The following is a 25,357-nucleotide window of genomic DNA, read 5'->3' as shown; positions in this document are numbered from 1 at the left end:
AGCGCAACATCCTTGAAAAACTCTGAGAGGGACTATAGCCAGCAGGGGGTACCGCTTGATCCCTCTAAAGTGTGATTTGCATCACCGACCCGTCTGCCACAGTCCTTTTGCCACGTCGACGAAGGCCGACGCGGCAAGGATGGCTGAAAATCGGCAAATCACAAGTGAAGCCGCGAGATAGAGCATTGCCGTGCCCGAACGGGCACGGCGAAAGGTATCAAAGGGTAGAGAGGAACGTACTGTTGTTGGCCTGCCACTCAATGATGTCGACGCGGATACGTTTTTTGTCGAGCTTGCCGACACTGGTCTTGGGAATTTCAGTAACAATGGCGATCTGGTTTGGAATCGCCCACTTGCTCAAGTGGCCCAACTCCACGAACGGCTTGAGGTGCTCCTTGAGTTCACGGGCGCCTATCACATGGCCATCACGCACCACCAGCAACGCAAACGGGCGCTCGCCCCACTGCGGATCGGCGATGCCCACCACCGCTACTTCGCGTACCGCCGGGTGGCGGCTGACCAGGTCTTCCAGAGCCAGGGACGAGATCCATTCGCCGCCGGTCTTGATCACGTCCTTGATGCGGTCGCGGATATCGATCACCCCAAACGCGTCGAGGGTCGCCACGTCGCCGGTGTGCATCCAGCCGCCTTCCCACAGCTCGGCGCCCTTTTGCGGCTCGCTGTAGTAACCCTCGGTCAACCACGGCGCGCGTAGCACCAGTTCGCCCTGGGACTCGCCATCGGCGGGCAGGAAATGCCCGTCGCTGTCAATGATCGCCGCTTCCACCAACGGCCCGGGCACACCGGCCTTGATGCGGTAAGTGGTGCGCTCGTCCTCGGTGCCGGCCATCAGCTCATCGTTGAGATGGGCGCAGGACACCAACGGCCCGGTCTCGGACATACCATACGCGGCGGTCAGTTGAATCCCACGGGCCTTGGCCGCTTCATACAGCGTGCGATTGAGGGCGCTGCCGCCGATGACGATTTTCCAGCCGCCAAAGTCCACGCCCTGGGCGGCCTTGGCGTTGAGCACCATTTGCAGGATGGTCGGCACACAGTGGGAAAAGGTGACCTTCTCCTTGCGCCACAGCTCCACCAGGTATTCCGGATCGTAACGCCCGGGGTAGACCTGTTTCAGGCCCAGCATGGTGGCCACATACGGCAGGCCCCAGGCATGCACGTGGAACATCGGCGTGATCGGCATGTACACGTCGTTGGTGCCCAGCAAGCGCACGCTGTCGACACTGCCCATGATGGTCGCCACGCCGATGGTGTGCAGCACCAATTGGCGATGGGTGAAGTACACACCCTTGGGGTTGCCGGTGGTGCCGGTGGTATAGAAGGTGGTGGCGACGGAATTTTCGTCGAAATCCTCGAAATCGTATTTCGGGCTGGCGGCGGCCAGCAGGGTTTCGTACTCCCCCACCAGGTTCGGCAGTTCAGCGGTTTTCTCGGCCGCATCGGTCAGCAACAAGGTTTTGTCGACGGTGGTGAGCTGCCCGGCAATCGCCTGGTAGAGCCCCACGAACTCACTGTTGACCAGCACAAAGCGGTCCTCGGCGTGGTTCATGGTGTAGAGAATCTGTTCCGGCGACAGGCGCACGTTGATGGTATGAATCACCGCGCCGATCATCGGGATGGCGAACATGCATTCCAGGTAACGGTGGCTGTCCCAGTCCATCACGGCAACGGTATCACCGGCCTTGACCCCGGCTTCGGTGAGCACATTGGCCAGGCGCGCGACCCGCTCGATCAGAGTCGGATAGGTGTAGCGCAGCTTGTCGCGATAGATGATTTCCCGGGTCTTCTCATAACGGGCCCCGGACATGAGCAGGCGTTTGATCAACAGCGGATATTGGTACGCACCTTCGGCGGGCGGGATAACACGGGTCTGCAACATACGAATCCCTTTTTATGACTGCACGGTCTCGGCTTGAAGACCTGCACTGTAGAGACGTTAGGTGTCGACCAAATCAGCCAAAGGAATGATTTGTAGGGACTGCTGGATGCTAGCTTTGCGCCACCACTCAAAGCCGATAGCGATCAAATGTGGGAGGGTCTTGCACCCTCCCACATTTGGACTGTCCTCAATGAAAGAAGATCATTTATTTCATACTGGTGAACGCCAGTTTTACGCCGATGGCAATCAACACCGCCCCCATCGTCCGATCGAACCAATGCCCCATCCGCGCAAACCCTGCACGCACCCGCTGCTGGCTGAACAACATCGCCACCAGGCAGAACCACGCCGCCGTCGCTACCGCCAGGTACACGCCATAACCCGCCTGCACCGCCAGCGGTGTGTGCGGGTTGATCACCACGGTAAACAGCGACAGGAAGAACAACGTGGCCTTGGGGTTCAAACCGTTAGTCACAAAGCCTGCGGTAAACGCCCCGCGTGGGGTGCGTTCGCCGACTTCGCGGTGCAGTTCGCCCTCGGCGGCTGGCTTGGCCGGCTGCGCGCGCAGGGCCTTGAAGCCGATGTACAGCAGGTAGGCCGCCGCCGCCCATTTCAGCGCGTTGAACAGCACGATGGACTGGGACACGATCAAACCGATGCCGAGTAACGAGTACCCCACGTGCAGGAAAATCGCCGAGCCCACGCCCAATGCGGTCCAGGTCCCGGCGCGGCGGCCGTGGGTGACACTTTCGCGCACCACCACCGCGAAATCCGGACCGGGGCTGGCCACTGCCAGCAGGTGAATCAAGGCCACGGTCAAAAACTCGGCGACGTACATACTCACTCCATTAAGTAACGGATTATTTCATCTGATAGGCTCGGCAGATTACGCCTTCGAACCCTGTCACAAAAGGTACAGTTGATGACGAACAATCGCCGCGCCGTCTTCCTAGATCACCCATCCCTCGACCTGGGGGATCTCGATCTCAGTGAGCTGCACAACTGTTTCAGCGAGCTGCAGTTGTTTGAGCAGACCACCCCGCAGAATGTGGTCGAACGCCTGCAAGGCGCCCAGGTCGCTATCAGCAACAAGATTGCGCTCAACAGCGAAACCCTGGCCGCCTGCCCCGAACTCAAACTGATCCTGGTGTCGGCCACGGGCACCAATAACGTCGACCTTGAAGCCGCCCGCGCCCATGGCGTCACCGTCAGTAACTGTCAGGGCTACGGCACGCCGTCGGTGGCGCAGCATACGATCATGCTGCTGCTCAACCTGGCGACGCGGCTGAAGGACTATCAACGGGATGTCAGCGCGGGCAAATGGCAAGCCGCCAAGCAGTTCTGCCTGCTGGACCACCCGATCGTCGAGCTGGAGGGCAAAACCCTCGGTTTGCTCGGGCATGGCGAACTGGGCAGTGCCGTCGCACGGCTGGCCGAGGCCTTTGGCATGCGCGTCATACTCGGCGCCATTCCCGGGCGCCCTGCCCGCGCCGACCGCATGCCGCTGGATGAACTGCTGGCGCAGGTCGACGCGTTGACGCTGCACTGCCCGCTCAACGAACACACCCGCGACTTGATCGGCGCTCGCGAGCTGGCGTTGCTCAAGCCCGGCGCGTTTATCGTCAACACCGCGCGCGGTGGCCTGATCAACGAACAGGCCCTGGCCGACGCCTTGCGCAATGGCCACCTGGGCGGCGCGGCGACCGATGTGCTGAGCGTCGAACCTCCGGTGCATGGCAACCCGCTGCTGGCCGACGATATCCCGCGCTTGATCGTCACGCCCCACAACGCCTGGGGCAGTCGCGAAGCGCGGCAGCGGATTGTCGGCCAACTGGCGGAAAACGCCCGCGGCTTTTTCAGCGGCGCCCCGCTGCGCGTCGTCAGTTGATAAACTGCGCCCCTTTTCAAGGAGCAGACCATGGATCCGCGCAGTGAAGTACTGCTTCGTCAGGCCGAACTTTTTCAAGGCAACCTGCTGCTGGTGGGGTTGCCTGCCGACGATTTGCTCGGCCGTCTGCCCAACGCCCATGGCTGGTGCTGGCATGCCGGTGACCAGGCTGCGCTCGACGCACGTTTCCCCGAGCGCAGCCAGTTCGGCGTGAATGTGCCGCAGCGCACGTTTGATGCGGCAGTGATCTTCCTGCCCAAGTCCAAGGACCTCACCGACTATCTGCTCAACGCCGTGGCCGCGCGCCTGCCCGGTGCCGAGCTGTTTCTGGTGGGGGAGAAAAAAGGCGGGATCGAAAGCGCCGCCAAACAGATGATCCCCTTCGGCAAGCCGCGCAAACTCGATAACGCACGGCACTGCCAGTTGTGGCAGGTCACCGTGGCCAACGCGCCGCAAGCGGTGGAGTTGGAGAGCCTGGCGCAGGTTTTCGAAGTGCCGCTGGCCGAAGGTCCGCTGAAAGTGGTGAGCCTGCCGGGCGTGTTCAGCCATGGCCGCCTGGATCGTGGCACCGAGTTGTTGCTGGAGCATTTGGACAAACTGCCCAGCGGCCACCTGCTGGACTTCGGTTGCGGCGCCGGTGTGTTGGGCGCGGCGGTCAAACGTCGCTACCCGCACAATACGGTGACGATGCTGGATGTGGACGCCTTCGCCACCGCCAGCAGCCGCCTGACCCTGGCGGCCAACGGTCTGGAAGCCGACGTGCTGACCGCAGACGGCATCGATGCCGCGCCAATGGGCTTGAACGCGATCCTGAGCAACCCGCCGTTCCATGTCGGGGTACACACCGATTACTTCGCCACGGAGAACTTGCTGCGAAAAGCCGCGAAACACCTGGCAAAAGGCGGCGAACTCCGACTGGTTGCCAACAGCTTCCTGAAGTACCAGCCGCTGATCGAAGAGCACTTGGGCGTGTGTGCGGTCAAGGCCGAAGGCAATGGTTTTCGCATCTATCGCGCCAAGCGCGGCTGATCGGCGTTTGCAAAAGAACACTTGCCGAATGGATTTTGCCTAGGCAGAATCCGCTCCGTCCTAGGGGAGTAGTCTCCCACGAGCGCCACGCTCGTCCGGCATACGTCAACATACTTGGTCAGCAGACCATGGCGTATGCGACCCAGGAGTCCGCTCAGACGGACCGGGGTTTGACAAGACCTATGACACGCACACCTTACCCGGGGCGGGAAGGCTGTACGTGTCATAGCCGTGTCGACCCGCCCCTGGAAACCTACCTGATGCTGGATTCACTGCTCGTCCCTACCGCAATCGTTGCCTTGGCCGAAATCGGCGACAAGACCCAACTGCTCGCGCTCATCCTTGCCGCACGCTTTCGCAAACCCTGGCCGATCATCGCCGGCATCATCGCCGCGACCCTGGCGAACCATGCCGCTGCGGGTGCCGTAGGTGCCTGGTTCGGCAGTTTCTTCTCGGATGCGGTGCTGCACTGGATTCTCGCCGCAAGTTTCTGTGCCACGGCGCTGTGGACCCTGGTGCCGGACAAACTCGACGATGACGACGCCAGCACCACGCGCAAGTTCGGGCCGTTCCTGACCACCCTGATTGCGTTCTTCCTCGCCGAAATCGGCGACAAGACGCAGATCGCCACGGTGATGCTGGCGGCGCAATACCCTGAGCTGTGGCTGGTGGTTATCGGCACCACCCTGGGCATGTTGATTGCCAACGTACCGGTGGTTCTGGCGGGGAATTTTGCCGCGGAGAAATTGCCGTTGACCTTGATTCGTCGACTGGCGGCTACGGCGTTTTTTGTCCTGGCGATCGTGGCGGTGTACAAGGCCATGCAAAGCAGCGGTTGGATCTAAGGATCCAAGCCTGCAAACCCAATCCAATGTGGGAGGGGCTTGCCCCCTCCCACATTTGGATCTTCATGAGGCTTGGATTATCAGGACTTCTTGGCCTGCTGATACAACGGCATCACCTTCGGAATCGCCGCCTGCAACGAGGCGATCCGACTGTCGGAGGCCGGGTGAGTGCTCATGAACTCCGGAGGCGCGCCTTCCGAAGCCTTGGCCATCTTGTTCCACAACGTGATGGCGGCGTTCGGGTTGTAACCGGCGCGGGCCGCCAGCTCCAGGCCGATCAGGTCCGCTTCGTTTTCATTGCTGCGGCTGTTGGGCAAGGTCATGCCGTAGTTGGCCACGGTATCGGCCAGCGCCATGCTGTCCTGGCCGAGACCAAGCAACGCGCCGGCGCCCTGCTTGGCCATCTCGATGCCGTAGGCCTTGGACATGGCTTCACGGCCATGTTCGCGCAAGGCGTGGGCGATTTCATGGCCCATCACCGCCGCCAGCTCGTCATCGCTGAGCTTGAGGTTATCGATCAGCCCGCTGTACACGAAGATCTTGCCGCCCGGCCCGCAGTTGGCATTCATCTCATCGCTCTTGATCAGGTTCACTTCCCACTTCCACTGCGCCGCATCCGGACGGAAGGTCGGCGCCTGGGCGATCAGGCGGTTGGCGATGGCCTGCACGCGCTTGGCGTTGGCGCTGGTCTTGTCCACCAGGCCTTTGCCGCTGGCTTCACCCAGGGTCTGCTGGTAGGACTGCGCATACATCTGGTCGACTTCCTGGCTCGACAGCATGCTGAACATGTACTGCTTGCGCTCCACCCCAACGGCACCGCCGCTGGTGGTGTTGACGGACTGACACCCGGCCAGCAGCACTGCTGCCGCCAATACACTTACGGCCAATGATTTCTTCATCAACACACTCTCCCTGAAAAGACGCCCTGAAAACATGGCGCGTATCCTAGGCGGTGATTTGTATCGACGCCAGATACATCAGACGTGCAGACGCTAAATTTCGGATACATCCCACAACGGTGGCGGACTTTCGGGCTCAAGCCGGAGTCAGGCACTCCGGCCCATTCAGCTTGGGATCGTTGACCATGTTGGCCAGCACCCGTTCACGCAAGGCGACCGGCTCGCTGGCCAACAGCCCCTGCAACACCGGCAGCGGCGTCTCGGGGTTCAGCCAGGCTTCCTGCCCCGCCGCATCCAGAATCAACGGCCGCCGCTGACTCTGCGCCGCCTGGGTCACCACCGCGGTGCTCAGCCACACTTGCTCCTGCACCGGATACGCTTCCCAGATGGCCGCAAAAAACAGCGTCGAACCTTCCCCTGGCGTCAACCAGTACGGCCGCTTGCGCTGGGTGCCGCGCCATTCGTAGAACCCGTTGGCCGGCAACAGGCAGCGACGCTGGCGAAACGCTTCGCGGAACATCGGTTGCTCAGCCAGGGTTTCGGCGCGGGCATGCGCCGGAGTACGGGAAAGGTCCGTCAGCCACGGCGGTGTCAGGCCCCAGCGGGCGCGGGCCAGGGTGCGCTGGCCGTCGGTGGCGCGCTGGATCAGCACCGAATCATTGGGAGAAATATTCCACTGGGCCTGCTGATCCGCCGGAAAGCCCGGCAAGGCAGCAAACGTGGGGTTCCAGCGAAACAGGGCATAACGTCCACACATGGGGCAACACGACTCTTGGGTAAACCGACCGACAGCCTAACAGACCAACACGTCGGGGAAGCTGTCGGGTTCATCGCCAGGCAACGGTTGCGCACCGTTATACGCGGTGATCAGCTCCCGCGCGCAGGCTGCCTGGTCGTTGTCCACCTCTAGCCCCAGCAGCCCGAAAATCGGCAACTCGCCGCTACCGCCGAGCAAATGACGCCCCACCAAATGCGCCTCGATCCCTTCGCTGGCGAGCATCTGCTGCAGCAGCTCGCCTTCCATCAGGTTTTCCGGTTCGTAGATTCGCTGCATGGGCGTACCTGCTATTCGTTTTCGCTGCGAGTTTCGAGCATCCACTCTTCACCATGGACCTGCAGGTTGAAAATGATCGGTCGGCAACATACCTGACAGTCTTCTATATAGGTCTGGTCGCCGCCGGATAAATCCACGGTTGTCTCCACCACTTCACCACAATAAGGACAATCGTACAGCGCGGTTTCCAGCATCGCAGTCTCCCAAGTGACTTGTGCGTATAATCGCCGGTCTATTTACAGGGTTATATTTCGGCCGAGCCCATTACTCGGGCCGCACCCTGGTATTTCCTCTACTTACCCTAGCCGTTTCTAACAAGAGAGCATGATGGGCGAATTCGATACCATCCGACCTTACAACGACAGCGAAGTCCCGGCAGTGCTGGAGCGGCTGTTCAGTGACAAGGCCTTTCTGGACATCCTGACCCACTTCCGCTTCCCGCGCTTTGCCGGCGCGCTGGGCTGGCTGCTCAAACCCATGATCGCCCGCAAACTGCGCCGTGAATTCGCCGGCGTCACCACCGTGGCCACGCTGCAGGACAAAGTCGAGTATTACGTCGACCACACCATTGATCGAGCGACCGACGGCGTGACCTATACCGGCGTGGAACAGCTCAAATCGGGCACCGCCTACGTCTTTTTGGCCAACCATCGCGATATCGTGATGGACCCGGCCTTCGTCAACTACGCCGTGTACCACGCCGGCCTGCCGACACCGCGTATCGCCATCGGCGACAACCTGCTGCAAAAGCCGTTTGTCAGCGACCTGATGCGCCTGAACAAGAGCTTCATCGTGCACCGCTCGATCACCGGGCGAAAGGAAAAAATGGCGGCTTACCAGTTGCTGTCGGCCTACATCAACCATTCGATCCGCCACGACTGCCAGTCGATCTGGATCGCCCAGGCCGAAGGCCGCGCCAAGGATGGGGATGACCGCACCGAATCGGCGATCCTCAAGATGTTCCACGTCAGCCGCAAGGACGAGCCGTTCGCCGAGGTGATCCAGTCGCTGAACCTGACGCCCGTGTCCATCAGCTACGAATACGACCCATGCGACTTGGCCAAGGCTCGCGAGCTGTACATCCGCGCCACCACCGGCACCTACACCAAGGCACCGGGTGAAGACGATGTGAGCATTGCCCTGGGCATTACCGGCTACAAGGGCCGGGTGCATGTGAACTTTGCCCCGCCGATCACCGAGCGCTTCGAAGACACCAAGCTGCTCGCCGTGGAAATGGACCGGCAGATTCTCGGAGGTTATCGCCTGTTCCCGGTTCACTACCTGGCCTACGCCCAGTGGAGTGACGCCGACCCGCAACTGCAGGTGCCCAAGGCAGCGGATATCTTCCCGGCCGACGAGTTGGCCAAGGCCAAGGCAGAGTGGGAGCGGCGCTTGAGCGAGTGCCCGGTCGAACACCGGCCGTTCCTGGTGGTGCAATATGCAACGCCAGTGCGCAATCAATATCGGGTCAAGGCGGGAATCCCGCTGTAATACACCTAGCCAAACCTGTGGGAGCGGGCTTGCCTGCGATGCGGTGGTTCAGTCACAGAGGTACCGACTGTAACTCCGCTATCGCGTGCAAGCCCGCTCCCACAGTCGTTTCAGGGCGCAACTAAAAACGCGTGCTGATCCATGAAACCAGCAGCGCCAGCCCCAGGCAGGCGAAACCAATACGATAAGCCAGGCGATGCGCCCGTTCGGTGCGTACATCCAGAAACAGCATGGGTTGGTCGATGGCGCGCTCTTCGCTTTGCGCGGCGAGCCTGGCCATGGCGCGCTGTTCCTTCAAACGGGTAATGAATAGCAGTGCAGCCCCAGAGCAGGCCACTGATAGAGCAACAACATTGATCAGCAGTCCGGCCAGCGCCATCACACACCTCGTTGAAACAGTGCCTTGGTATCCATTCAGATACAAACCTGAACGGAAGTCGCCTCCTGCGCCTAAAAGCTCCTTCCCCCATTGACAGCTAATGTATCGAGTAATTTACGGCGTCACCTGAACGTCACCTTAACCGTTCACTCTGTGGCCCTTCGAACGCTCGGGAGCTTGTCATGTTGCACGCGCAAAACCAGGATCGACTGTATTTGATAGCCCCAAGCGATGAGCAAGAGGCGCTGATCGGCGGCCTCGCGTTCAACGTCCAGGACCGCCACTGGCTGGTGTATTGCGCCCTTGGCGGGCACCAGCATGCGGACCTGCCGGAGACGGACCTGCTGACCGGGATAAGCCTGCTCGACTTCGGTATCGACACCGCGGCATGAAACGGCGGGCACAAAAAAGCCGGGCTCAGCGCTGAGCCCGGCTTGTTATTGAGCGTTATTGCGAGCTGAGCAGCTGGCCGATGCTCGGGTCCTTGAACAGACGGGTCAGAGCGTCGCTCAGGACGTCGCTGACCAGCTTGGTGTTGGTCTCCTGGTTAGGCGACATGCCGAAGCGCTGGTTGAGGGACGCACCATAACGGCCGCTGTAGCGACGGGTGCCGGCGCTCACGTCGGACCTGAACGTCGCGCCGATAGTGGCCTCAGTCACGTACAGGCCGTCTTTGGGCGACTGGTATTTCAGCTCGGCCAGGGTGATGGTCAACTGCGGCGCGCCCGGCGAGTTGGCCGGGGTAAAGCCGAGCAGCCGCACCGCGGCTTCAGCCTGGGCTTGCAGCTTGGGGAGCACATCGGCACCGCTCACCGACACCAGCGCGGTCTCCGGATACAGGCCACCACGGGAGCCCAGGGTCGGCGAAGGACGACCATCCACCACACGCACCGACACCGGCTGACCGTGACCCACCGGGGCCAACTGCGTGGTGAGCTTCGGTTGCGGGCTGAGTTGTTGCGGGCTATTGGCGCAGCCAACCAGGGTCAAACTGGTCACAGTGATCAAACCGAACAACAGGCGTTGCAACATGCTCTTCTCTCCAGAAATCGAGTACCGACAGGCCGGCAGTATAGCGGGCGGCCCTCGCCGGGAACTAGCGTCAGTTACAACCTAAGACCCGCAGGCATTGTAGGGGTTCGATGTCACCGATATGTCACAGCCGATACACGCGCCCGTCATCCCCGGCAGGCATGCTTGGCCTCAATCTCAGGAGGCTGATTTCATGCATTTTCTCTGGTCGCTGTTTACCCGCAAGCCCGCCCTTCGCCAATTTGCCCTGCTCGATGTGCAAGGTCGCTGCCAGGCTTTCAAAGAGTGCAGCCAGCCACCGGTCGGCGCTGGCTGGGTGGAAATCGAAGAAATCCGCTTGAGCTGGATGCACCGCCCGCTGCCCGCCAGCGCCCGCATCAGCCCACGCGCGACGCAGTCGCCGCATCGCCACCCGTTGGCCGCCTGACCGAACGCCTAATAAAAGTCATAAAACACGCCCATTTCCTTGGCGTTCTTCGCTACAATCTCCCCCCGATTATAAGGACGTCTCCTGATCGGGCCTCGCAACATCGTTAATGCTTCGGTATTAGCCCCCCCAGATCGCCCACAGAGAGCCGCCCACACAGATCGTGTGAAGCTGGCGCGCTTGCTGTTTTCTTTGCAAACCACCCGCCTTTACCGAATCTGCCAGAGCTGCCATTGCGCTCGGCCACTTGAGTTGTTTGCCCGTTTTGCCGCATGCCGGCAAGGTTTTCCGGGCCAGGTGCCAGGCTGGGGCAGCCCTTTTTTGAGGTTCACGTCTTCAAAAGAGCGTGAAAAAACGGGTTTTCACAACTTCACAAGAGTGTGGCGAGCAAATGAATAGTTTGGCGTTTGTACAAGCACCATCAGCGTCTGGAACAGCCCAATCACACAGGACCGAGTGCTCCGGGGCTTGAGCCTGTCCGCTACGGATTGATTGCACGGATCGCACGCTTTGACCATAAGTCGAATTGCCACGGCAGCCCATGAATGCGTTCATAGGCGGATTAGCCCGGCAGGAAGCGTGCGCTGAACTTGCAAAGAATTGCGAATCGGACATGGCGATCCTGGCCATGGGTAACCTGGGGCAACACGTGAACCGCCCCGTCACTCCTGGCAGCCATGCCGTCAATTTGGTGCTGCAGATTTTGGAGACGCGTTAAATGGCGCATAACGAAGCAGTCGACGTAGTACTGGTAGGGGCCGGCATCATGAGTGCCACCCTGGCCGTACTGCTCAAAGAGCTCGACCCCGGCCTCAAGCTGGAAGTCGTTGAGCTGATGGACTCGGGAGCCGCGGAGAGTTCCAACCCGTGGAACAACGCCGGTACCGGCCACGCCGGGCTGTGTGAGCTGAATTACACACCCCAGGCCGCCGATGGTTCCATCGACATCAAGAAAGCTGTCCACATCAACACCCAGTTCGAGGTGTCGAAGCAGTTCTGGGCGTACCTGACCAAAAAAGGCACCTTTGGCTCGTCCAGGTCCTTTATCACCCCGGTGCCGCACCTGAGCTTCGTGCAGGGCGACAAAGGCGTAGCCTTCCTCAGGAAGCGCTTTGAAACCCTCAGCCAGCATCATGCATTTTCGGATATGCGCTATACCGAAGACCGCAACGAGATGGTCGAGTGGATGCCGCTGATGATGCCAGGCCGCCCGCTCGACGAAAAAATCGCCGCGACCCGTGTGCAGAACGGCACCGACGTGAACTTCGGCGCCCTGACCAACCAGTTGCTGAACCACCTGACCAGCGCGCCCGATGCCCAGGTCAAGTACAGCAAACGCGTGACCGGCCTCAAGCGCAATGGCGCGGGCTGGACCGTGAGCATCAAGGACGTCAACAGCGGCAACAGCCGCGACGTGGACGCCAAGTTCGTGTTCCTCGGCGCCGGTGGCGCGGCCCTGCCGCTGCTGCAAGCCTCGGGCATCGAAGAAAGCAAAGGCTTCGGCGGTTTCCCGGTCAGTGGCCAGTGGCTGCGTTGCGACAACCCGGAAGTGGTCAAGCACCACCAAGCCAAGGTTTACAGCCAGGCCGCCGTGGGGTCGCCACCGATGTCCGTGCCGCACCTGGACACCCGCGTGGTCGACGGCAAGACGTCCCTGCTGTTCGGGCCTTACGCCGGTTTCACCACCAAGTTCCTCAAGCACGGCTCGTTCCTTGACCTGCCGTTGTCGGTGCGCGCCGGCAACATCGGCCCGATGCTGGCCGTGGCCCGGGACAACATGGACCTGACCAAGTACCTGGTCAGCGAAGTGATGCAGTCCATGGAACAGCGCCTGGAATCCCTGCGCCGCTTCTACCCGCAAGCCAAAGCCGAAGACTGGCGCCTGGAAGTGGCCGGCCAACGGGTGCAGATCATCAAGAAAGACCCGAAAAAAGGCGGCGTGCTGCAATTCGGCACCGAGCTGGTCGCGGCCAAAGACGGCTCGCTGGCGGCGCTGCTGGGCGCGTCCCCGGGCGCTTCGGTGACGGTGTCGATCATGCTCGAACTGATCGAACGCTGCTTCCCGACCAAGGCTGCCGGCGAGTGGGCGGCCAAACTGCACGAGATCTTCCCGGCCCGTGAAAAGGTCCTGGAGACCGATGCCGAGCTGTACCGCAAGATCAACGCGCAGAACAACATCAGCCTGGAACTGGTTGAGCAAAACAACGAAGCCCAAAGCTACGCTTAAGGCCTCGAAATAAAAAAGCCCCGCTTCTCGATATGAGCCGCGGGGCTTTTTTTCGCCTGCGATCAGCCGCGGGCGTTATCGATCAATTCAATGTACTCGGCGGCGTTGCGCTGGTCCTTGATCAGGTCGACGAAGGTATGGCCATGCTCGTCCTTGCCATCGAGGTCCAGGCCGGCGGCCTTGAAGAAGCCCAGGAAGCGCTCGAAGTCGTCGATACGCAGGCCACGATAGGCCTTGATCAGTTTGTGCAGGGAGGGTGAAGTCGCGTCGACGGGTTCGAAGTCCAGGAACAACTTGATCTGATCGTCGCCGATCTCGTCACCAATCACCTGTTTCTTATCTTTACGCATTACCGACTCCAGCCTGCGGACATTTACATGGGGTTTGAAGTCTACCTGCGAGGCGCGGGCGGCGAAAGCGCTGAGAACCACTGTGGGAGAGGGCTTGCTCCCGATTGCGCTGGGTCCGTCAATTAGATGTCGACTGACACACCGTCATCGGGAGCAAGCACCCTCCCACATTGGGTTCGTCAGGGTGCTGGCTACTTGGTGCGTACCACGCCGGTATGCAGATCCGCCCAGATATGCCCATTGGCATAACTGAGGAACTGCACATACACCGTGTCATTGCGCAGCAGGTCGACGATCACGCGGTATTGGGTCGCGGGGTAGGACAAGGTCAGGGTCTTGGTCTTGTCATCGAACACCGGCTTTTTCAGGCTTTTGCTTTCGGCGTCGAAATTGACGATCACCTGGGCGATGCTTGCGCCTTTGTTCAAGGACTTACCCTTGAGGCGAATCATCAACGGCGACGTCACCGGGATCGGCTGCTGCGTGGATTGGCGCTGATTACCTACCACCACGGCATACTCGGTGACTTGCAACAGTTGCTGCTGATCGGGCGCTTCGGCGCGCAGGGCCAGGTCGTCGGGCGGCAGGAATTGGCTGTGCATCGGCGCCGGGGCGGCGGCCAGCGGCAAGCTGAGGGTCAGCGCCAGGGCGGCGCAGGTGCGAATCAACAGGCTCATGAACAGCTCCAGACGCAGAAGCCAAGCACGATAGCATGCGCAACCCTGCGTCGGAGCCTTGATCACATGCCTTTAACGGCGTAAATCCCATTGGCGTTGCGCCAGTAACCTTTGTAGTCCATGCCGTAACCGAAGATGTAGCGGTCGATGCACGGCAGGCCGACGAAATCGGCCTTCATTTCCGGGCGCGCCTTGCGGTCGTGGTCTTTGTCGATCAGCACGGCGGTATGGACTTTGCGCGCGCCGGCGTGTTTGCAGAAGTCGATGATCGCGCCCAGGGTGTGCCCTTCATCGAGGATGTCGTCGATGATCAGCACGTCGCGATCGATGAACGAGACTTCCGGCTTGGCTTTCCAGAACAGGTCGCCGCCGCTGGTTTCGTTGCGATAACGCGTGGCATGCAGGTAGGACGCTTCCAGCGGGAAGTGCAGATGGGTCAGCAATTTGCCGGCGAAGATCAGACCACCGTTCATCACGCAGAAGACCACCGGGTTGGTGTCGGCCATTTCGCGGGTGATCTGTGCGCCGACCTTGGCGATCGCCTCTTCGACTTGCGCTTCGGTGTACAGGCAGTCAGCCTCGCGCATGATTTGACGGATATGCTCGAGATCAGCAGACATGGCGCTCTCCAGGGGGTGCTGTGGCAAGAAAAGCGGGCAAAGGTACGCATGTGAGGCGCAACGTTCAAGCCTTAATGGACTAACGTGCTAGATGTCTATAGGACAACACCCTCGGATAGATTAATCTAGGCCGGTTTTTTTGCCCGCCGCCGGAGCCTTTCCCATGCCCACTCGCGAGATCCGCCATCCGCTGATCCGACACAAGCTCGGCCTTATGCGCCGCGCCGACATTAGCACGAAGAACTTCCGTGAGCTCGCTCAGGAAGTCGGAGCGTTGCTCACCTACGAAGCCACCAAAGACCTGCCCCTGGAGAGCTACGAGATCCCCGGTTGGGCCGGCCCCGTCCAGGTCGAGAAGATCGCTGGCAAGAAAATCACCGTGGTGCCGATCCTGCGCGCCGGCATCGGCATGCTCGAAGGCGTCCTCAGCCTGATCCCCGGCGCCAAGGTCAGCGCCGTGGGCGTGGCTCGCAATGAAGAGACGCTGCAGGCCCACACCTACCTGGAAAAACTCGTACCGGAAATCAACGAGCGTCTGGCGATGATCATCGACCCGATGCTCGCCACCGGCAGTTCCATGGTTGCCACCATCGACCTGCTGAAGAGGGCCGGTTGCAAGGACATCCGCGCCATGGTGCTGGTCGCCGCGCCCGAAGGCATCGCCGCCGTCGAGAAGGCCCACCCGGACGTGCAGATCTACACCGCGTCCATCGATGAGCGCCTGAATGAAAACGGCTACATCATCCCAGGCCTGGGCGACGCCGGTGACAAGATCTTCGGTACCAAGCAGAAGGACGCGTGAACATGCAGGATGAATTCAACGACCCGCTTTGGCGCCAGATCCTGTCTGGCGCACAAATGCTCTTTGTGGCATTTGGCGCGTTGGTGTTGATGCCGCTGATCACAGGTCTTGATCCAAACGTCGCCTTGTTCACCGCCGGCCTGGGCACGCTGCTGTTCCAGCTGGTGACCGGGCGGCAGGTGCCGGTGTTTCTGGCGTCGAGCTTTGCCTTTATCACCCCGATCATTCTCGCCAAGGGCCAGTTCGGCCTGGCGGCGACCATGGGCGGGGTGATGGCGGCCGGTTTCGTTTATACCTTCATGGGGTTGGCGGTGAAGATCAAGGGCACCGGTTTCATCGATCGGCTGCTGCCGCCGGTGGTGATCGGGCCGGTGATCATTTCCATCGGCCTGGCCATGGCGCCGATTGCCGCCAACATGGCGATGGGTAAATCCGGCGATGGCGCCGAGCTGATCCATTACCAGACGGCGATGCTGATCTCGATGCCGGCGCTGCTGACCACCCTGATCGTGGCCGTGTTCGGCAAGGGCATTTTCCGCCTGGTGCCGATCATCTCCGGCGTGCTGGTGGGCTTTGCCATGGCGTTCTACTTCGGCGTGGTCGATACGGCCAAAATTGCCGCCGCACCGTGGTTCGCCCTGCCTCACTTCACCGCGCCGGAATTCAACTGGCAGGCGATTCTGTTTATCGTCCCGGTGGCCCTGGCCCCGGCGATCGAGCATATCGGCGGTGTGATTGCAGTGGGCAGCGTGACTGGTCGCGACTACCTGAAGAAGCCCGGCCTGCACCGCACCCTGCTGGGTGACGGGATTGCCACCACGGCCGCCGGCCTGTTTGGCGGCCCGCCGAACACCACCTACGCCGAAGTGACCGGCGCAGTGATGCTGACCAAGAACTACAACCCGAAGATCATGACCTGGGCGGCAATCTTTGCCATCAGCCTGGCGTTTATCGGCAAGTTCGGCGCACTGCTGCAGAGCATTCCAGTGCCGGTGATGGGCGGGATTCTGTGCCTGCTGTTCGGCTCGATCGCCGCCGTAGGCATGAACACGCTGATCCGCCACAAGATCGACCTGGGCGAAGCCCGCAATCTGGTGATTGTGTCGGTGACGTTGGTGTTCGGGATTGGCGGTGTGCTGATCGGCACCGGCACCGGTCCGGACGATTTCGGCCTGAAGGGCATCGCCCTGTGTGCGGTGGTAGCGATTGGCTTGAACCTGCTGCTGCCGGGCAATGATGGCTGGAAGCACAAGAAGCCGGATGAGCCGTTGATCTAACCAGCACTGCAAAACTGAATGTGGGAGGGGGCTTGCCCCCGATGACGGAGTGCCAGTCGACATCTAATCGACTGATCTGCCGCTATCGGGGGCAAGCCCCCTCCCACATTGTTAGATCTTCAGTGTGACTTAGAGCTCGCCTAGGCCATCGATCAGCGCCTGGTTCTGCTCCGGCGTACCGATGCTGATCCGCAGGAACTGATCAATCCGCGCCTGCTTGAAGTGCCGCACGATCACGCCCTGCTCACGCAACTTGGCCGCCAGGCCGGCGGCGTCGTGCCGTGGGTGGCGGGCGAAGATGAAGTTCGCAGCCGATGGCAACACTTCAAAGCCCTTGCCTTCCAATTGCGCGACCACCTTGTTGCGGCTGTCGATCACCCACCGACATGTCTTCTCGAAGTACTCGCGGTCGTCGAACGCCGCCGCTGCGCCGACAATCGCCAGGCGATCGAGCGGATAGGAGTTGAAGCTGTTCTTGACCCGCTCCAGCGCCTCGATCAGGTCCGGGTGGCCCACGGCCAGGCCCACGCGCAAACCGGCCAGTGAGCGCGATTTGGACAAGGTCTGGGTGACCAGCAGGTTCGGATAGCGATCCACCAGGCTGATGGCGGTTTCGCCACCGAAGTCGACGTAGGCTTCATCCACCACCACCACCGAATCCGGGCTGGCCTTGAGGATCTGCTCCACCGCGTCCAGGGCCAGCACGCAGCCGGTCGGCGCGTTCGGGTTGGGGAAGATGATCCCGCCGTTCGGCCTGGCGTAGTCCGCCGCGCGGATCTGGAACTGCTCATCCAGCGGCACCGCGTCGAATTTGATGCCGTAAAGGCCGCAGTACACCGGATAGAAGCTGTAGCTGATATCCGGGAACAGCAGCGGCGAGTCGTGCTGGAACAGCGCGTGGAAGATGTGTGCCAGGACTTCGTCGGAACCGTTGCCGAGGAACACTTTACCGGCGTCGATCCCGTAATAGCGGGCCACGGCCTGCTTGAGCAGGTCGCTGTTGGGGTCCGGGTACAGGCGCAGATTGTCGCTCAACTCGACCTGCATGGCCGCCAGCGCCTTGGGCGACGGGCCGTAGGGGTTTTCGTTGGTGTTGAGCTTGACCAGCTTGGTCAACTTGGGCTGTTCACCGGGTACGTAAGGCACCAGCTCCTTGACGAAGGGGCTCCAGAATTTGCTCATGTCTCAGTTCCCCTTATTGTCTTCAAGGATGCGGTATTCGGCGCTCCGGGCGTGGGCGCTCAAGGATTCGCCACGGGCCAGTACCGAGGCGGTCTTGCCCAACTCGGAAGCACCTTGTGGCGAGCAGAAGATGATCGACGAACGCTTCTGGAAGTCGTACACCCCCAGCGGCGACGAGAAGCGCGCGGTGCCGGAGGTCGGCAACACGTGGTTGGGGCCCGCGCAATAGTCGCCCAGGGCTTCGCTGGTGTGACGGCCCATGAAGATCGCGCCCGCGTGACGAATCGACGGCAGCCAGGCCTGTGGGTCGGCCACGGACAATTCCAGGTGTTCCGGCGCGATGCGGTTGGCCACTTCGATGGCCTGCTCCATGTCGCGCACCAGGATCAGCGCACCACGGCCATTGATCGACTTCTCGATGATCTCGGCGCGGTCCATGGTCGGCAGCAGCTTGTTGATGCTGGCGGCGACTTTGTCGAGGAACTCGGCATCTGGGCTGACCAGAATCGCCTGGGCGTCTTCGTCGTGCTCGGCCTGGGAAAACAGGTCCATGGCGATCCAGTCCGGGTCGGTCTGGCCATCACACACCACGAGGATTTCCGAAGGACCGGCGATCATGTCGATACCGACCTGGCCAAATACATGGCGCTTGGCGGTGGCGACATAGATGTTGCCGGGACCGACCACTTTGTCGACCATCGGCACGCTTTCGGTGCCGTAGGCCAACGCCGCGACAGCCTGGGCGCCGCCGATGGTGAACACGCGGTCGACACCGGCGATGCAGGCGGCCGCGAGGACCAGCTCGTTGATCTCACCGCGTGGGGTCGGCACCACCATGACCACTTCGGTCACACCGGCCACCTTGGCGGGAATCGCGTTCATCAATACCGACGACGGGTACGAGGCTTTACCGCCCGGCACGTACAGGCCGGCGCGGTCCAGCGGCGTGACCTTCTGGCCCAATACGGTGCCGTCGGCCTCGGTGTAGCTCCAGGAATCCTGTTTCTGTTTTTCGTGGTAGCTGCGCACCCGCGCCGCCGCGAGTTCCAGGGCTTCGCGCTGCGGCGCGGTGATGCGCGTCAGGGCCAGCTCCAAGCGTTCGCGGGGCAGGATCAGGTCTGACATGGACTTGACGTCCAGGCCGTCGAACTGGCGGGTGAAATCCACCAGCGCGGCGTCACCGCGCTCGCGCACGGCCTTGATGATATCGAGCACCCGCTGGTTGACCGAGTCGTCGGACACGCTTTCCCAACTCAGCAGATGATCCAGATGATGGGCGAAATCCGGGTCGGCAGCGTTGAGTCGGGCAATTGCAGTGGACGTGGTCATAGCGAGGGCCTCATAGGATTGGCAAAAACTCAGGCGCCCGAAGGTGCGCTGACGTTCAATAACGAATCGCGTTGGTGCTGTGGCCGTGCCAGGCAAGGCGCGGGACGCCGGTAAGGGTTTGTTTCCTTACCAAGTCCCGCAACGCGGCATGGCGCGGCCACAGTACCAACCCGTAGGGCCTTGCCTCAAAAGGCAGGCGGCTACGCGTCGCTAGGTATTGAAAAAAAATCTTCTACTAACATAACTTGCCTTTTGGGGTAAGGCGCGATTCGTTATTGAACGTCAGCGCACCTTCCCAGCAGTCGTATCCGCTTGGGCACCTGAGAATTCTGGCTATGAGGCGGATAGACGGGCGCAGCCGTTTGGCTACGCGGGTGAGTCAACCGCGGTGTCGAGACTCCACTGCGTTGCGCAGGGTGTCGATCAACGCCTGGATACGCGCGTGCTGCATCTTCATCGATGCCTTGTTGACGATCAGCCGGGAGCTGATGTCAGCAATGAAATCCTGGGGCTCCAGACCGTTGGCGCGCAGGGTGTTGCCGGTGTCGACCACGTCGATGATCTTGTCGGCCAGGCCAATCAGCGGCGCCAGCTCCATCGAGCCGTACAGCTTGATGATATCGACCTGACGGCCTTGCTCGGCGTAGTAACGCTTGGCGATATTGACGAACTTGGTGGCCACCCGCAGGCGACCTTTAGGCTCGACATCACCGACACGGCCGGCGGTCATCAGCTTGCACAGGGCAATACGCAGGTCCAACGGCTCGTACAGGCCCTGGCCGCCGTATTCCATCAATACGTCTTTACCGGCGACACCCAGGTCGGCGGCACCGTGTTCAACATAGGTCGGCACATCGGTAGCCCGCACGATCAGCAGGCGAACGTCGTCCTGGGTCGTAGGGATGATCAGCTTGCGGCTCTTGTCCGGATTCTCGGTCGGCACGATGCCCGCTTCAGCCAGAAGCGGCAAAGTGTCGTCAAGGATGCGGCCCTTGGACAGTGCGATGGTCAACATGGGAAACGTCAGTCCTTCATCAGGCTATTGCGGTCTGGTCGCAAACGGCGCCAGACACAGATCGAGGCCATTACAGCCTCGATTTGAAACACATTCAGCCGGAATACGCAATTGCACACCCCGGGCGGGCGCATCCCTGCGCCCGTGCAGCGGGGACTAGCCCGGTACGCGGCGGATCTTCGCGCCGAGCATCTGCAGTTTTTCTTCGATGCACTCGTAGCCACGGTCAATGTGGTAGATGCGGTCGATCAGGGTGTCGCCCTCTGCGCACAGCGCGGAGATCACCAGGCTGGCCGAAGCCCGCAGGTCGGTGGCCATGACGGGCGCGCCCTTGAGCTTGTCGATGCCGGTCACGATGGCCGTGTTGCCTTCGACCTGGATCTTCGCGCCCATGCGGTGCAGTTCGTACACGTGCATGAAGCGGTTTTCGAAGATGGTCTCGATCACAGCGCCGGTGCCTTCGGCAATCGCGTTCAGGGAGATGAACTGCGCTTGCATGTCGGTCGGGAACGCCGGGTACGGAGCGGTCCGCACGTTGACGGCTTTTGGCCGCTTGCCGTGCATGTTCAGCTCGATCCAATCTTCACCGGTGGTGATTTCAGCGCCGGCTTCCTTGAGCTTTTCCAGCACGGACTCAAGGATCGTCGGATCAGTGTCCTTGACCTTGACGCGGCCACCGGTGACGGCGGCGGCAACCAGGTAGGTCCCGGTCTCGATGCGGTCCGGCATCACCTTGTAGGTGGCCGAATGCAGGCGTTTTACACCTTCGACGGTGATGGTGTCGGTGCCGGCGCCGCTGATATTGGCGCCCATGGCGATCAGAAAGTTGGCCAGGTCGACCACTTCCGGCTCGCGCGCGGCGTTTTGCAAGACGCTGCGGCCGTTGGCCAGGGCAGCGGCCATCATGATGTTCTCGGTACCGGTCACGCTGACGGTATCAAAGAAGAAGTTGGCGCCACGCAGGCCGCCTTCCGGCGCCTTGGCCTTGATGTAGCCGCCTTCGACGTCGATGGTGGCGCCCATGGCTTCAAGGCCACGGATGTGCAGGTCGACCGGACGCGAACCGATCGCGCAACCGCCAGGCAAGGCCACTTCGGCTTCGCCGAAACGGGCAACCATCGGGCCGAGCACCAGGATCGACGCACGCATGGTTTTCACCAGCTCATACGGGGCGATCAGGGTCTTGATGGTGCGCGGGTCGATTTCAACCGACAGTTTTTCGTCGATCACCGGCTCAATGCCCATGCGACCGAACAGTTCGATCATGGTGGTGATGTCGTGCAGGTGCGGCAGGTTGGCCACGGTCACAGGGCCATCACACAGCAAGGTCGCTGCCAGGATCGGCAAGGCGGAGTTTTTCGCACCGGAAATGCGGATCTCGCCATCAAGGCGGGCACCACCGGTAATAATCAATTTATCCATAAGAATCTCGACGCCTTGGGGGCTCAGGTGCGCTCGGCCCAGGCCGCGCGGCTGAAAAATTTCATAGTGACCGCATGGATGCTGCCATCGGTGATCCACGGGTTCAAATGGGCATAGACCTGCTGTTGACGCTTGACCGGGCTCAATGCCGCCAGTTCATCGCTAATCACATTCAGCTGGAAGTTGCAGCCTTCGCCTTCAACTTCTACGTTCGTTTCCGGCAGCTTTCCTTCAAGGAAGCTCTTAACTTCTAGGGCCTGCATGCTCAACCTCTATCGGCGCCCAGTGCGCGCGGGTCGCACATCATACAAAAAAGCCCCGCGCCTGCGAACCCCGCATAGCAGGACTCTGACGGGGGGCTTTCTTGAATATGTGTATTAAGGATGCGCCAACAGCTCGGTCAGACCGGAAACGTCGGCAATTTCACGCATGTCGTCGGGCAACGCACGAATGCTCACCGGCTTTTTGGCCGCCTCGGCGTCGCGCATGAAGCACAGCAGCAACGACAAGCCGACGCTGCTGGACTTGGTCACCGCCGAGCAATCGAGCACCAGCGACGGTGCGGTGCTCGCCTGGATCAGCGCCTGCCCCTGCTTGCGCAGGTCGGGCCCGGTGCGGTAATCCAGCACGCCGCTGAGGAACAACTCGCCGGCATCGCCGATACGAACAGCCGCCTCGGTCATTGCGCGGGCTTCCCGGCGGCTTTATCGGTCTCTTCCTTGGCCTTGGCCACTTCACCGGCCCAACCATTGATGGTCTTGTCGAGGTCGTTGCCATTGCGCTGCATCGCGTCGGCGAACTGATCACGGAACAGTTTGCCGATGTTGATGCCGTTGATGATCACGTTACGCAGCTTCCACTCACCGCTGACCTTCTCCAGAGTGTATTGCACTGGATAGATGGCGCCGTTGCTGCCCTTGACGGTCATGCCGACGCTGGTGCGATCGCCCGACTCATCCTTGGCAGGGTCGACAGTGATCCCCTGGTTGTTGTACTCGAGCAGGGCGTTGCCGTAGAACTGAAACAGGCCCTTCTTGAAGTTTTCCTGGAATGTCTGCATCTGCGCAGGCGTCGCCTTGCGCGAATACTTCACCGTCATGATGCTGCGCGAAATGCCTTCGGCATCCACGACCGGGCCGACAATGGTGTTGAGCGAGTCGTAGAACTTGGTAGGGTCTTGCTTGTACTGTTCTTTATTGGCCTTCAGGTCAGCCAGCATTCTGCTGGTCGTGTCCTGCACCAGTTCGTGCGCAGAACCTGCCGCGTTGGCCATCAACGGCAGTGCTGCAAGCAGTACCAGCAGACCACGTCGCAAGGTAGAGATCATGAACAGATTCCTCATTTAGCGTCTTTATTGACCGTATTGAGCAGGAATTTACCGATCAGGTCCTCAAGCACCAGCGACGACTGCGTGTCGTGGATGGTCGAACCATCCTTGAGCAGAGCGGTTTCCCCGCCTACGCTGATACCGATGTATTTCTCGCCCAGCAGACCCGCGGTGAGGATAGATGCCGTGGAGTCAGTCGGCAGATTATCGACCTTCTTGTCCAGTTGCATCGTCACACGCCCGGTGAAGCTGTCGCGGTCCAGATCGATCGCCGTGACCTTGCCGATGGTTACACCGGCCATGGTCACTTTAGCTCTGACAGTCAAACCCGCGATATTGTCGAAGTACGCGTAAAGTTTATAGGTATCGGCGGTGGGGCTGGCCGAAAGGCCGCTGACTCGCAGGGCCAGCAACAGTAAAGCCAGGATGCCAGCCAGCAAGAAAAGGCCGACACCGATTTCCACAGTGCGGTTTTGCATCAGAAATCTCCAAACATCAAGGCGGTCAAAATAAAGTCAAGGCCCAGTACCGCCAGCGAGGCGTACACAACGGTCTTGGTGGTGGCGCGACTGATCCCTTCTGAAGTGGGCTCACAGTCATAGCCTTGGAATACGGCGATCCAGGTCACGACAAAGGCGAAGACAATGCTCTTAATGATGCCATTGAACACATCGCCGCTGAAGTTCACGCTGTTTTGCATGTTGGACCAGTAGGAGCCTTCATAGACCCCCAGCCAGTCCACCGCCACCCACGAACCGCCCCAGATACCCACCACGCTGAAGATCATCGCCAGCAGCGGCAGGGAAATGAAGCCGGCCCACAGGCGCGGGGCAACAATGTACTTGAGCGGGTCCACGCCGATCATCTCGAGGCTGGACAACTGCTCGGTGGACTTCATGTTGCCGATTTCGGCGGTCAGCGCGGAACCGGCACGCCCGGCGAACAACAGGGCCGTGACGACCGGGCCGAGTTCACGCAACAGCGTCAGGGCGACCATCTGCCCCACCGCCTGCTCCGAGCCGTAGCTGGACAGGATATTGAAGCCCTGCAACGCCAGCACCATGCCGATGAAAACCCCGGAAACCACGATGATCACCAGGGACATCACACCAACGGAGTGCAGTTGCTTGATCAGCAGGCCGAAGCTGCCGCCAATGCCGCCACGGCCGAGCAAGGCGTGAAACAGGAATATCGTCGAACGTCCGAGCACTTCGATGATGTCGATGCCGGAACGCCCGAAAAGGCGCACCTTTTCGATAAGAGATGTCTTGCGCATCAGCGCTTCCCCAGAAGATCTGAGCGGTAGTCCGCTGCCGGAAAATGAAAAGGCACCGGGCCATCGGGATCGCCGGTCATGAATTGGCGAATGCGCGGGTTGTCGGCGTTCATCAGTTCTTCCGGCGTACCCTGCCCCAGCACCTGGCCATCACCGACTACATAGAGGTAGTCGGCGATGCTCGCGGTTTCGGCCAGGTCGTGGGAGACCACGATACTGGTGATCCCCAACGCATCGTTGAGCAGGCGGATCAGGCGCACCAGCACACCCATGGCGATCGGGTCCTGGCCCACGAAGGGTTCGTCATACATGAGAATCTGCGGATCGAGGGCAATGGCACGCGCCAGGGCGACACGACGCTTCATGCCGCCGGACAGTTCATCCGGCATCAGGTCGATGGCGCCGCGAAGGCCCACGGCCTGCAGCTTCAGCAACACAATGTCACGAATCATCTCGTCGGACAGTTGGGTATGTACCCGCAGCGGAAACGCTACGTTCTCGAACACATCGAGGTCGGTGAACAACGCACCGCTCTGGAACAGCACCCCCATGTGCTTGCGCGCATCGAACAGATCGCTGCGCGACAACGTCGGCAGGTTCTGGCCGTTGACCCACACTTCACCGGCACTGGGGCGCAATTGCATGCCCATCAAGCGCAACAGGGTGGTCTTGCCGCAACCGGAAGGCCCCATGATGCCCGTGACCTTACCGCGGGGAATGCGAATATCGACGTTATTGAAGATGCTGCGCGTCCCGCGCTTGAAGGTAAGGCCCTTCAGCTCGACCGCGTAGGCGTTATCGGCACTCATCTAAACTCCTTGGGATGCAGCCTCTCACTCAGACACCACGTTGGCGACAAACGTTTGCAACGGTTGCGCAACAACAGTTAGCCACATGGGCTGGGCGGAC

30 protein-coding genes and 1 riboswitch are annotated in these 25,357 nt (G+C 60.8%); of the genes, 9 read left to right on the top strand and 21 right to left on the bottom strand.

The features are described 5' to 3' along the window. Window positions 1-217: 217 nt before the first annotated feature. Window positions 218-1,900: a fatty acid--CoA ligase gene (locus C8K66_RS16330; RefSeq protein WP_108525387.1), complete on the bottom strand. Its 1,683-nt coding sequence runs from the start codon at window positions 1,898-1,900 to the stop codon at window positions 218-220. 205 nt (window positions 1,901-2,105) lie between these two features. Continuing rightward, window positions 2,106-2,738, bottom strand: a complete 633-nt coding sequence (locus tag C8K66_RS16325) for a LysE family translocator (protein ID WP_017845948.1) — start codon at window positions 2,736-2,738, stop codon at window positions 2,106-2,108. A gap of 84 nt (window positions 2,739-2,822) precedes the next feature. Here C8K66_RS16325 and C8K66_RS16320 point away from each other — a divergent pair, with 84 nt between their 5' ends. The 3 genes from C8K66_RS16320 to C8K66_RS16310 all read left to right on the top strand — a co-directional run bounded on the left by C8K66_RS16320 (window position 2,823) and on the right by C8K66_RS16310 (window position 5,662). After that, window positions 2,823-3,788, top strand: a complete 966-nt coding sequence (locus tag C8K66_RS16320) for a 2-hydroxyacid dehydrogenase (RefSeq protein ID WP_017845949.1) — start codon at window positions 2,823-2,825, stop codon at window positions 3,786-3,788. A gap of 30 nt (window positions 3,789-3,818) precedes the next feature. Next, on the top strand, window positions 3,819-4,817 hold the full coding sequence (locus tag C8K66_RS16315; protein ID WP_017845950.1) for a class I SAM-dependent methyltransferase: 999 nt from the start codon (window positions 3,819-3,821) through the stop codon (window positions 4,815-4,817). 51 nt (window positions 4,818-4,868) lie between these two features. Beyond that, window positions 4,869-4,988: riboswitch (yybP-ykoY riboswitch) on the top strand. 89 nt (window positions 4,989-5,077) lie between these two features. Further along, the gene (locus tag C8K66_RS16310) at window positions 5,078-5,662 is read left to right on the top strand and encodes a TMEM165/GDT1 family protein (protein ID WP_108525385.1); all 585 of its coding nucleotides are present in this window, start codon (window positions 5,078-5,080) and stop codon (window positions 5,660-5,662) included. A gap of 80 nt (window positions 5,663-5,742) precedes the next feature. Here C8K66_RS16310 and C8K66_RS16305 read toward each other — a convergent pair whose 3' ends face one another. The 4 genes from C8K66_RS16305 to C8K66_RS16290 all read right to left on the bottom strand — a co-directional run bounded on the left by C8K66_RS16305 (window position 5,743) and on the right by C8K66_RS16290 (window position 7,809). Next, window positions 5,743-6,561 (bottom strand): M48 family metallopeptidase, encoded by an 819-nt coding sequence (locus C8K66_RS16305; RefSeq protein WP_017845952.1) that lies wholly within the window; start codon window positions 6,559-6,561, stop codon window positions 5,743-5,745. Between the two features lie 136 nt (window positions 6,562-6,697). Continuing rightward, window positions 6,698-7,318: an SOS response-associated peptidase gene (locus tag C8K66_RS16300; RefSeq protein WP_057004262.1), complete on the bottom strand. Its 621-nt coding sequence runs from the start codon at window positions 7,316-7,318 to the stop codon at window positions 6,698-6,700. A 36-nt stretch (window positions 7,319-7,354) separates the two neighbouring features. Further along, window positions 7,355-7,615 (bottom strand): putative signal transducing protein, encoded by a 261-nt coding sequence (locus C8K66_RS16295; protein WP_017845954.1) that lies wholly within the window; start codon window positions 7,613-7,615, stop codon window positions 7,355-7,357. 11 nt (window positions 7,616-7,626) lie between these two features. After that, a complete protein-coding gene (locus tag C8K66_RS16290) occupies window positions 7,627-7,809 on the bottom strand; it encodes a CPXCG motif-containing cysteine-rich protein (RefSeq protein WP_017845955.1) in 183 nt (60 codons plus the stop codon). 133 nt (window positions 7,810-7,942) lie between these two features. Between C8K66_RS16290 and C8K66_RS16285 the strand changes: the two genes are divergently transcribed. Then, window positions 7,943-9,106: a 1-acyl-sn-glycerol-3-phosphate acyltransferase gene (locus C8K66_RS16285; protein WP_169850554.1), complete on the top strand. Its 1,164-nt coding sequence runs from the start codon at window positions 7,943-7,945 to the stop codon at window positions 9,104-9,106. A 121-nt stretch (window positions 9,107-9,227) separates the two neighbouring features. Here C8K66_RS16285 and C8K66_RS16280 read toward each other — a convergent pair whose 3' ends face one another. Continuing rightward, the gene (locus tag C8K66_RS16280; protein WP_046384667.1) at window positions 9,228-9,485 is read right to left on the bottom strand and encodes a hypothetical protein; all 258 of its coding nucleotides are present in this window, start codon (window positions 9,483-9,485) and stop codon (window positions 9,228-9,230) included. 182 nt (window positions 9,486-9,667) lie between these two features. On the opposite strand from C8K66_RS16280, the gene C8K66_RS16275 reads away from it, so the two are divergent. Beyond that, window positions 9,668-9,877: a hypothetical protein gene (locus tag C8K66_RS16275; RefSeq protein ID WP_017845958.1), complete on the top strand. Its 210-nt coding sequence runs from the start codon at window positions 9,668-9,670 to the stop codon at window positions 9,875-9,877. Window positions 9,878-9,932: 55 nt separating this feature from the next. Here C8K66_RS16275 and C8K66_RS16270 read toward each other — a convergent pair whose 3' ends face one another. Then, window positions 9,933-10,517 (bottom strand): YajG family lipoprotein, encoded by a 585-nt coding sequence (locus C8K66_RS16270; RefSeq protein WP_017845959.1) that lies wholly within the window; start codon window positions 10,515-10,517, stop codon window positions 9,933-9,935. A 193-nt stretch (window positions 10,518-10,710) separates the two neighbouring features. On the opposite strand from C8K66_RS16270, the gene C8K66_RS16265 reads away from it, so the two are divergent. Both C8K66_RS16265 and mqo read left to right on the top strand, forming a co-directional pair. After that, the gene (locus C8K66_RS16265; protein ID WP_046384669.1) at window positions 10,711-10,944 is read left to right on the top strand and encodes a hypothetical protein; all 234 of its coding nucleotides are present in this window, start codon (window positions 10,711-10,713) and stop codon (window positions 10,942-10,944) included. A gap of 718 nt (window positions 10,945-11,662) precedes the next feature. Further along, window positions 11,663-13,171, top strand: a complete 1,509-nt coding sequence (gene mqo, locus C8K66_RS16260) for a malate dehydrogenase (quinone) (protein WP_057004261.1) — start codon at window positions 11,663-11,665, stop codon at window positions 13,169-13,171. Between the two features lie 62 nt (window positions 13,172-13,233). Here the strand turns inward: mqo and C8K66_RS16255 are convergent, their stop codons facing one another. From C8K66_RS16255 to C8K66_RS16245, 3 genes are all read right to left on the bottom strand, one after another. Continuing rightward, complete coding sequence (locus C8K66_RS16255) at window positions 13,234-13,521, bottom strand: PA4642 family protein (RefSeq protein ID WP_046384671.1); 288 nt, start codon at window positions 13,519-13,521, stop codon at window positions 13,234-13,236. A 191-nt stretch (window positions 13,522-13,712) separates the two neighbouring features. Beyond that, entirely contained in the window at window positions 13,713-14,198 is a 486-nt protein-coding gene (locus C8K66_RS16250) for a hypothetical protein (protein ID WP_046384672.1), read from the bottom strand. 62 nt (window positions 14,199-14,260) lie between these two features. After that, on the bottom strand, window positions 14,261-14,818 hold the full coding sequence (locus tag C8K66_RS16245) for a hypoxanthine-guanine phosphoribosyltransferase (protein WP_010567709.1): 558 nt from the start codon (window positions 14,816-14,818) through the stop codon (window positions 14,261-14,263). Window positions 14,819-14,981: 163 nt separating this feature from the next. Between C8K66_RS16245 and upp the strand changes: the two genes are divergently transcribed. Both upp and C8K66_RS16235 read left to right on the top strand, forming a co-directional pair. Then, window positions 14,982-15,620 (top strand): uracil phosphoribosyltransferase, encoded by a 639-nt coding sequence (gene upp, locus C8K66_RS16240; RefSeq protein WP_017845966.1) that lies wholly within the window; start codon window positions 14,982-14,984, stop codon window positions 15,618-15,620. 2 nt (window positions 15,621-15,622) lie between these two features. Then, on the top strand, window positions 15,623-16,897 hold the full coding sequence (locus tag C8K66_RS16235) for a uracil-xanthine permease family protein (protein ID WP_017845967.1): 1,275 nt from the start codon (window positions 15,623-15,625) through the stop codon (window positions 16,895-16,897). A gap of 129 nt (window positions 16,898-17,026) precedes the next feature. Here C8K66_RS16235 and hisC read toward each other — a convergent pair whose 3' ends face one another. The 10 genes from hisC to C8K66_RS16185 form a co-directional block, all read right to left on the bottom strand. Then, on the bottom strand, window positions 17,027-18,079 hold the full coding sequence (gene hisC, locus C8K66_RS16230; RefSeq protein WP_079442871.1) for a histidinol-phosphate transaminase: 1,053 nt from the start codon (window positions 18,077-18,079) through the stop codon (window positions 17,027-17,029). Between the two features lie 3 nt (window positions 18,080-18,082). Next, window positions 18,083-19,408, bottom strand: a complete 1,326-nt coding sequence (hisD, locus tag C8K66_RS16225) for a histidinol dehydrogenase (RefSeq protein WP_017845969.1) — start codon at window positions 19,406-19,408, stop codon at window positions 18,083-18,085. 379 nt (window positions 19,409-19,787) lie between these two features. Beyond that, entirely contained in the window at window positions 19,788-20,423 is a 636-nt protein-coding gene (gene hisG, locus C8K66_RS16220) for an ATP phosphoribosyltransferase (protein ID WP_017845970.1), read from the bottom strand. A 156-nt stretch (window positions 20,424-20,579) separates the two neighbouring features. Further along, the gene (murA, locus tag C8K66_RS16215) at window positions 20,580-21,845 is read right to left on the bottom strand and encodes a UDP-N-acetylglucosamine 1-carboxyvinyltransferase (RefSeq protein WP_017845971.1); all 1,266 of its coding nucleotides are present in this window, start codon (window positions 21,843-21,845) and stop codon (window positions 20,580-20,582) included. A 23-nt stretch (window positions 21,846-21,868) separates the two neighbouring features. Beyond that, window positions 21,869-22,108, bottom strand: coding sequence for a BolA family protein (locus C8K66_RS16210; protein WP_017845972.1), 240 nt, complete (start codon window positions 22,106-22,108; stop codon window positions 21,869-21,871). Between the two features lie 114 nt (window positions 22,109-22,222). After that, on the bottom strand, window positions 22,223-22,528 hold the full coding sequence (locus tag C8K66_RS16205; protein WP_017845973.1) for a lipid asymmetry maintenance protein MlaB: 306 nt from the start codon (window positions 22,526-22,528) through the stop codon (window positions 22,223-22,225). Then, on the bottom strand, window positions 22,525-23,172 hold the full coding sequence (locus C8K66_RS16200) for a phospholipid-binding protein MlaC (RefSeq protein WP_046384674.1): 648 nt from the start codon (window positions 23,170-23,172) through the stop codon (window positions 22,525-22,527). Before C8K66_RS16200 ends, C8K66_RS16205 begins: the two co-directional genes overlap by 4 nt. Window positions 23,173-23,183: 11 nt before the next feature. Next, window positions 23,184-23,651 carry an outer membrane lipid asymmetry maintenance protein MlaD gene (gene mlaD, locus C8K66_RS16195; RefSeq protein WP_017845975.1) on the bottom strand — a complete coding sequence of 156 codons (468 nt, stop codon included), beginning with the start codon at window positions 23,649-23,651 and terminating at the stop codon, window positions 23,184-23,186. After that, window positions 23,651-24,448, bottom strand: coding sequence for a lipid asymmetry maintenance ABC transporter permease subunit MlaE (mlaE, locus tag C8K66_RS16190; RefSeq protein WP_017845976.1), 798 nt, complete (start codon window positions 24,446-24,448; stop codon window positions 23,651-23,653). Before mlaE ends, mlaD begins: the two co-directional genes overlap by 1 nt. Then, on the bottom strand, window positions 24,448-25,257 hold the full coding sequence (locus C8K66_RS16185; protein ID WP_003171811.1) for an ATP-binding cassette domain-containing protein: 810 nt from the start codon (window positions 25,255-25,257) through the stop codon (window positions 24,448-24,450). Before C8K66_RS16185 ends, mlaE begins: the two co-directional genes overlap by 1 nt. Between the last annotated feature and the right edge of the window lie 100 nt (window positions 25,258-25,357).

The sequence above is a fragment of the Pseudomonas sp. GV105 genome, from assembly GCF_003058185.1.
Taxonomy (GTDB): domain Bacteria; phylum Pseudomonadota; class Gammaproteobacteria; order Pseudomonadales; family Pseudomonadaceae; genus Aquipseudomonas; species Aquipseudomonas veronii.
Note: the sequence above shows the minus strand (reverse complement) of the source record. Positions and strands in the feature narration are given on the sequence as shown.

Excerpts from the sequence above, each read along its gene's own strand:
- C8K66_RS16305 (WP_017845952.1), bottom strand. The coding sequence starts at position 6,561 with ATGAAGAAATCATTGGCCGTAAGTGTATTGGCGGCAGCAGTGCTGCTG.
- mqo (WP_057004261.1), top strand. The coding sequence starts at position 11,663 with ATGGCGCATAACGAAGCAGTCGACGTAGTACTGGTAGGGGCCGGCATC.
- C8K66_RS16185 (WP_003171811.1), bottom strand. The coding sequence starts at position 25,257 with ATGAGTGCCGATAACGCCTACGCGGTCGAGCTGAAGGGCCTTACCTTC.
- C8K66_RS16310 (WP_108525385.1), top strand. The coding sequence starts at position 5,078 with ATGCTGGATTCACTGCTCGTCCCTACCGCAATCGTTGCCTTGGCCGAA.
- C8K66_RS16315 (WP_017845950.1), top strand. The coding sequence starts at position 3,819 with ATGGATCCGCGCAGTGAAGTACTGCTTCGTCAGGCCGAACTTTTTCAA.
- C8K66_RS16210 (WP_017845972.1), bottom strand. The coding sequence starts at position 22,108 with ATGCAGGCCCTAGAAGTTAAGAGCTTCCTTGAAGGAAAGCTGCCGGAA.
- hisG (WP_017845970.1), bottom strand. The coding sequence starts at position 20,423 with ATGTTGACCATCGCACTGTCCAAGGGCCGCATCCTTGACGACACTTTG.
- mlaD (WP_017845975.1), bottom strand. The coding sequence starts at position 23,651 with ATGCAAAACCGCACTGTGGAAATCGGTGTCGGCCTTTTCTTGCTGGCT.
- C8K66_RS16330 (WP_108525387.1), bottom strand. The coding sequence starts at position 1,900 with ATGTTGCAGACCCGTGTTATCCCGCCCGCCGAAGGTGCGTACCAATAT.
- C8K66_RS16255 (WP_046384671.1), bottom strand. The coding sequence starts at position 13,521 with ATGCGTAAAGATAAGAAACAGGTGATTGGTGACGAGATCGGCGACGAT.
- C8K66_RS16270 (WP_017845959.1), bottom strand. The coding sequence starts at position 10,517 with ATGTTGCAACGCCTGTTGTTCGGTTTGATCACTGTGACCAGTTTGACC.
- C8K66_RS16205 (WP_017845973.1), bottom strand. The coding sequence starts at position 22,528 with ATGACCGAGGCGGCTGTTCGTATCGGCGATGCCGGCGAGTTGTTCCTC.
- murA (WP_017845971.1), bottom strand. The coding sequence starts at position 21,845 with ATGGATAAATTGATTATTACCGGTGGTGCCCGCCTTGATGGCGAGATC.
- C8K66_RS16200 (WP_046384674.1), bottom strand. The coding sequence starts at position 23,172 with ATGATCTCTACCTTGCGACGTGGTCTGCTGGTACTGCTTGCAGCACTG.
- C8K66_RS16300 (WP_057004262.1), bottom strand. The coding sequence starts at position 7,318 with ATGTGTGGACGTTATGCCCTGTTTCGCTGGAACCCCACGTTTGCTGCC.
- upp (WP_017845966.1), top strand. The coding sequence starts at position 14,982 with ATGCCCACTCGCGAGATCCGCCATCCGCTGATCCGACACAAGCTCGGC.
- hisD (WP_017845969.1), bottom strand. The coding sequence starts at position 19,408 with ATGACCACGTCCACTGCAATTGCCCGACTCAACGCTGCCGACCCGGAT.
- C8K66_RS16265 (WP_046384669.1), top strand. The coding sequence starts at position 10,711 with ATGCATTTTCTCTGGTCGCTGTTTACCCGCAAGCCCGCCCTTCGCCAA.
- C8K66_RS16290 (WP_017845955.1), bottom strand. The coding sequence starts at position 7,809 with ATGCTGGAAACCGCGCTGTACGATTGTCCTTATTGTGGTGAAGTGGTG.
- C8K66_RS16325 (WP_017845948.1), bottom strand. The coding sequence starts at position 2,738 with ATGTACGTCGCCGAGTTTTTGACCGTGGCCTTGATTCACCTGCTGGCA.
- C8K66_RS16280 (WP_046384667.1), bottom strand. The coding sequence starts at position 9,485 with ATGGCGCTGGCCGGACTGCTGATCAATGTTGTTGCTCTATCAGTGGCC.
- hisC (WP_079442871.1), bottom strand. The coding sequence starts at position 18,079 with ATGAGCAAATTCTGGAGCCCCTTCGTCAAGGAGCTGGTGCCTTACGTA.
- C8K66_RS16235 (WP_017845967.1), top strand. The coding sequence starts at position 15,623 with ATGCAGGATGAATTCAACGACCCGCTTTGGCGCCAGATCCTGTCTGGC.
- C8K66_RS16275 (WP_017845958.1), top strand. The coding sequence starts at position 9,668 with ATGTTGCACGCGCAAAACCAGGATCGACTGTATTTGATAGCCCCAAGC.
- C8K66_RS16320 (WP_017845949.1), top strand. The coding sequence starts at position 2,823 with ATGACGAACAATCGCCGCGCCGTCTTCCTAGATCACCCATCCCTCGAC.
- mlaE (WP_017845976.1), bottom strand. The coding sequence starts at position 24,448 with ATGCGCAAGACATCTCTTATCGAAAAGGTGCGCCTTTTCGGGCGTTCC.
- C8K66_RS16250 (WP_046384672.1), bottom strand. The coding sequence starts at position 14,198 with ATGAGCCTGTTGATTCGCACCTGCGCCGCCCTGGCGCTGACCCTCAGC.
- C8K66_RS16245 (WP_010567709.1), bottom strand. The coding sequence starts at position 14,818 with ATGTCTGCTGATCTCGAGCATATCCGTCAAATCATGCGCGAGGCTGAC.
- C8K66_RS16285 (WP_169850554.1), top strand. The coding sequence starts at position 7,943 with ATGGGCGAATTCGATACCATCCGACCTTACAACGACAGCGAAGTCCCG.
- C8K66_RS16295 (WP_017845954.1), bottom strand. The coding sequence starts at position 7,615 with ATGCAGCGAATCTACGAACCGGAAAACCTGATGGAAGGCGAGCTGCTG.